Source organism: Burkholderia sp. AW33-5 (assembly GCF_053427615.1).
This window is the reverse complement of the sequence record NZ_JBSAXA010000056.1, coordinates 1-4,626: the sequence shown is the minus strand read 5'-3', so window position 1 is coordinate 4,626 and position 4,626 is coordinate 1. Positions and strand designations below refer to the sequence as shown.

Sequence of the window (4,626 nt, the reverse complement as noted above, 5' to 3'; positions counted from 1 at the left end):
GGCACTGGTGCTCAGAAAGCATTCGACGGAGTTTGGGTGACATTGGTAAATTCGCGCCATGCGACGAACCGTGCCGCGAGGTGTTTGCGATAGAGAGAAGCGCGCAGCAGATGTCGTTTCAGTGCGAAGTGCTGTCGGATCGGACCGAAGCTCGACAGGAAGACCTGCGTGCGCTTCGGGTCGCGAAAGCCGCGCATGCGCCGCTCGCGCTCCCGCGTGGGCTGGTGGCTGTTCTCGGCACGGTTTGACGCGTGCAGCCGCTTTGACGAAGACGTGCTTCACGGTCACCAACTCTGGTATCTCAGCTTTCGCCGCGCGGTAACTGCCCAACTGATCGGTGACGATCTTCTTCGGTGCCTCAGGACAGGCAGCGAGCACGCGTTGGAAAAAGCGTTTCGCGGCTGTCTTGTCACGCCGCTTCTGCAGCAGGATGTCGAGCTCGATGCGGCGCTGATCGATCGCTCGCCGGAGGACATAAGGTTTGCCTTGCAATGTCACAAACATCTCGTCCAGATGCCGCGTACTGCCCGGCCCGCGCCGGGCAGCCTTGTCGCGATCCGCGAAGCCCACGCTCCGCGCCTTGTTCCCTGGTAATCCGCGATGAACCATTTTTTCGGCAATGGCGGCGTTTCTCATGATCATTTTTCGTGTTTGTGGTATCGGGCTTGACGGAGAATTCGCTAGAATTCCTATGTGAATGACACCACAAGTAAGGCGGAAGATTATTCCGGCTCTCTCCCAAAATTTATTTTTTATGGTGAATGATATGCCTATTATTGGCAAAGCCGTGCCTTACACAGACACTACAAATCAAGGGGTGAGCGACCCAAGTAACCCGTACTACTCTGGACCGACTGGGCTTGGCGGGTATAATCTAGATAAGGCTTATGGATTAAAAGGCTCACGGCCAAACGAAGCGGAGAGGCTCGCACAAGAAAACAATAAAGAGCTTTATCGTAACATTGACTCAAAATTGGAGGGGCTGCCAAAACGTAGGACCAAACGTGAGGCCAGTGATGTGTAATTGTCGATACCCCTTGGAAAACCCGAGCGCCATAGCTTAATCCTCGATGCGGCCGGCACTGTCACGTTGGCGGGTGTGGTCGCGTAAGATGATGCGATGAAACCGAAAGCGCTCTACCACGGCCATCGATTCCCCGCAGCAGTTATCAGCCAGGCGGTCCGCTGGTATTTCCGCTTGCAGTTGAGCCTACGCGACATTGAGGAGCTGCTATCCGAGCGCGGCGTGATCGTCAGCTACGAGACAATCCGCCGGTGGTGCGACAAATTCGGTGCGGCCTTCGCTCAGCGGGTCAAGACTGCGCGGCGAAAGCCGAGCCGCACTTGGCATCTGGACGAGATGTTCGTGAATCTGCGCGGCGAGCCCTGGCTGCTGTGGCGGGCGGTCGACGAACACGGTGCCGATCTGGATATCCTGCTGCAGAAGCGGCGCGACAAGGTCGCAGCCAAGCGCTTTTTCCAGCGAGTGCTGCGTTCCTGTCCGGCACCGCGCAAGATCGTCACCGACCAGTTACGCAGTTACCCGGCTGCCAAGGCTGGCATCCCCGAGCTCGCCAACGTCAAGCACGTGCTCGTGAAGGCCGCTGCCCGCGTGAACAACCGCGCCGAGAACAGTCATCAGCCGACCCGCGAACGCGAGCGGCGCTTCAAGGGCTTTCGCGACCCGAAGCGCACTCAGGCCTTCCTGTCGAACTTCGGGTCGATCCGCCAGCACTTCGCCCTGAAGCGGCATCTGCTGCGCGCATCGCTCTACCGCAAACAGCTTGCCGAACGCTTCGCAATCTGGAGAGAATTCACCAGTGACGCCCAGAATCCGTCTGCAGTCTGAGGGAATCATTTACGTTCTCGCGAGCGCTACTTGCAGCCGCCAAGTTGACAGTGCCCACAAGACGCATACCATCTGGCATGATCAGCTCGTGGGCTACATCAAGGAATCGGGCCTCCATGCATGTCGCAACAAGTACGGCTACGGCCTGCGTTCGCTGGTCGAGGCGCAGATCTCGCGCATCAAGCGCTGTGTCGGCGAGCGTCTGCTGACGCAAAAACTCGCCTCACAGGAAAACGAGGGCGTCATCATCGCAGACCTCGTGAACCGGTGGAGCGCATTCGGCTGGTGCGTTTGCGTCAAAAATGAATAGTTGCGCCTGCATCACGGTATCTCTCAATCATCCAAACAAAGCCCAGCTCCAGATGCTTCCGATTCGCTCGCTCCTGAACAACACTCAACCCGGCTCCGCTGAGGAACCCGCACAGACCGGGCCTACTGCCGCGCCTTCGGCCCCCGTGGACACGGACTCACCTCACCAGACGGCCGCAGTAAGGCAGGAGGGGAGTGTGCTGGACGGCCTCGCGCCACGCATCCGACCGCCACGCGGAAGCCAACACGACGTGCAACCTCCGTCCGAGGCAGCGCAGCCTGATCTGCGGCCGTCGTTTCTGCCATCATGTCCGGCATCCGCGAACAGGGCAGCGACGATTCGTGGCACCCTATCCCCGCACGGCGCGACGGATGTCTCCCTAGTCGCGGCGGATCCGGATCAGTGCCAGAGCGTCGCGAAGGACTTATCAACTCTCGCGTGGAACGCGAAATCACCGGTGCCGAAGCATGCCCTTTCGCAACCCTCCTACGGGAGCTCAACGACCATCGAGGGCATCGTTCGAGAGTCAGCAGCGCGGATTGAATTAGCAGTCGTCCCTGCGGCGACGGATTATAATAATTTTGCCAATTACATCCGAAGTTATCCGGATGAGTTGCCCCGGTTAAGCAATTTTCAGATGTTGGGCCAAGCAAATGATGAACTCAATTGCCATTGCTACGCGGTACGGATGACATCAGGATACAGTGGTCCGGCAGAATCGCTGTCTGTTCAAATGAACGCTCAGGAGGCACATGCTGCAATCGAAGAATGGTTCCAGAGAGCTGGATACTCCCCGATAAGTCTGTCGCCTGAGGCTGAACCATACAAACGTGACATAAGAAACGAAAAAGTTGTGGTCTTTGGAATGACGCAGGATCAAGCCATAAAAATTTTGGGCGGACGCCAGCGCATCAGTGAAGAATTGAAGAGCACACTTGCATCGGCCATGAAATTTGGAAATGGCGTTGTATATCCAACGCACTCGATAAAACAGAACATCAAGGGAAACTGGGAATCAAAAATGGGCACGGGCCCTGTAATTGAAGTTGCAGACCCTCGCGATTTCGGAGGGGGGGTGTACGGCGAACCATCTTTTGCTTTCACCAAGAAAAGGCAGAATTGAGTATTCCTTTTCAAATCAGAGCATTTGGTGAAGGCGGCAAACGTAGCGGAGCCGTTTCTAAGAAATACACGAAGCTGCTTTTTGGCCACTAACAGGCCGTTGAAATACCCATCGACCGGATTCAGACCACTCTCGCAAATGACATGAATTCGCTCAACGGTTCGGCAATTTTGTTGCGTCACGCCGGGTTCAGCGGTAGAGCCCGGCCGGCGAAGGTACTTCCCGCCAGGTTTCCTGCATTACGCGCCCTGCGGACGCACGAATCCCAACGTTCTCAGCCGCGTCAGGTTGTAGGCCGCCATCGTCAGCGTGAGCAACTGATCAACTTTCTCCAAGCCCCTCACCATCACCTGCCGGATCGGCCCGATCCGTTTTCCCCAGCCGAAGCACTGTTCGATGCATTTCCGTTTGCGTTGGCTCAGTGCGTAACCGAGATGCCGCGTCGTCCGACCATCGATTGCACTTCCGCCGGTGCGCTTCGTGTTGCGTGCGACGTGCGGCGTCACGTTGTATTCGCGGCAGGCCTTCACAAATCCACGCGTGTCGTACGCCTTGTCTGCACCCACCGTAATGCGCACGTCCGAACCCGACACATCGCGCAGCATGTCCGTCGCCACTTTGCGTTCCGCTCGGCCATTCGCCTCGCTGGCCCGAACGTTCACGACCAGACCGTGCCGGTTATCCGTCAGCACATGGCCCAGGTAACTCGGCAAGGCTGGCGCGGCATTGCTCTTGCGATAGAGCCGGCTCTCACCGTCGCTCTTCGATTCGTGCGTTTCATTACTGCGCGATTCGCCATGCCAATTGTCAGGCGGACGATCATCGTCCCCGCCATCCTTGCGCCGGATGCTCTTGTGGCTGGCCCACGCATGGATCAAGGTGCCGTCCACACTGAAGTGCTCGCCCGACAGCAAGCCGCGTTTATGCGCCGTTTCCACCGTCGCGTTGAACAGGTCAGTCACTGCGTCGAACTCGATCAATCGATCCCGGTTCTTGCTGAACACCGAGTGATTCCACACCGCGTCTTCGATCGACAGGCCGACGAACCAACGGAACAGAAGGTTGTACGAGATCTGCTCGACCAACTGCCGCTCGCTGCGAATGCTGTACAGCACCTGAAGTAGCATCGCCCGCATCAGCTTCTCCGGCGCAATGCTCGGCCGACCGCCGTTGATGTCCGCTTCGTACATCGCCGAGAACTTGGCATCCATATTCGACAGCGCCTCGTTCATCCAAGTCCGGATCAGGCGCAGCGGATGCGTTTGCGGTACGAACTCCTCCAATCTGACTGTACTGAACAGGGATTCGTTGACCACTACACAAAGCTCATTGAACCGCTCCGGG

5 protein-coding genes and 1 pseudogene are annotated in these 4,626 nt (G+C 57.5%); 4 read left to right on the top strand and 2 right to left on the bottom strand.

The window, feature by feature from the left end:
• Positions 1 to 11: 11 nt before the first annotated feature.
• Positions 12 to 567: pseudogene (locus ACV22V_RS32160) on the bottom strand (IS6 family transposase); the annotation flags it as partial.
• 130 nt (positions 568 to 697) lie between these two features.
• Between ACV22V_RS32160 and ACV22V_RS32155 the strand changes: the two are divergent.
• The 4 genes from ACV22V_RS32155 to ACV22V_RS32140 all read left to right on the top strand — a co-directional run bounded on the left by ACV22V_RS32155 (position 698) and on the right by ACV22V_RS32140 (position 3,282).
• Positions 698 to 1,024, top strand: coding sequence for a hypothetical protein (locus tag ACV22V_RS32155; RefSeq protein ID WP_448016755.1), 327 nt, complete (start codon positions 698 to 700; stop codon positions 1,022 to 1,024).
• A gap of 96 nt (positions 1,025 to 1,120) precedes the next feature.
• On the top strand, positions 1,121 to 1,849 hold the full coding sequence (locus ACV22V_RS32150; RefSeq protein ID WP_448016753.1) for an IS6 family transposase: 729 nt from the start codon (positions 1,121 to 1,123) through the stop codon (positions 1,847 to 1,849).
• Between the two features lie 88 nt (positions 1,850 to 1,937).
• Complete coding sequence (locus tag ACV22V_RS32145; protein WP_448016751.1) at positions 1,938 to 2,159, top strand: transposase; 222 nt, start codon at positions 1,938 to 1,940, stop codon at positions 2,157 to 2,159.
• A 457-nt stretch (positions 2,160 to 2,616) separates the two neighbouring features.
• Entirely contained in the window at positions 2,617 to 3,282 is a 666-nt protein-coding gene (locus ACV22V_RS32140) for a DUF7689 domain-containing protein (protein ID WP_448016749.1), read from the top strand.
• Positions 3,283 to 3,521: 239 nt separating this feature from the next.
• Here the strand turns inward: ACV22V_RS32140 and ACV22V_RS32135 are convergent, their stop codons facing one another.
• A complete protein-coding gene (locus tag ACV22V_RS32135) occupies positions 3,522 to 4,598 on the bottom strand; it encodes an IS5 family transposase (RefSeq protein ID WP_448016757.1) in 1,077 nt (358 codons plus the stop codon).
• Between the last annotated feature and the right edge of the window lie 28 nt (positions 4,599 to 4,626).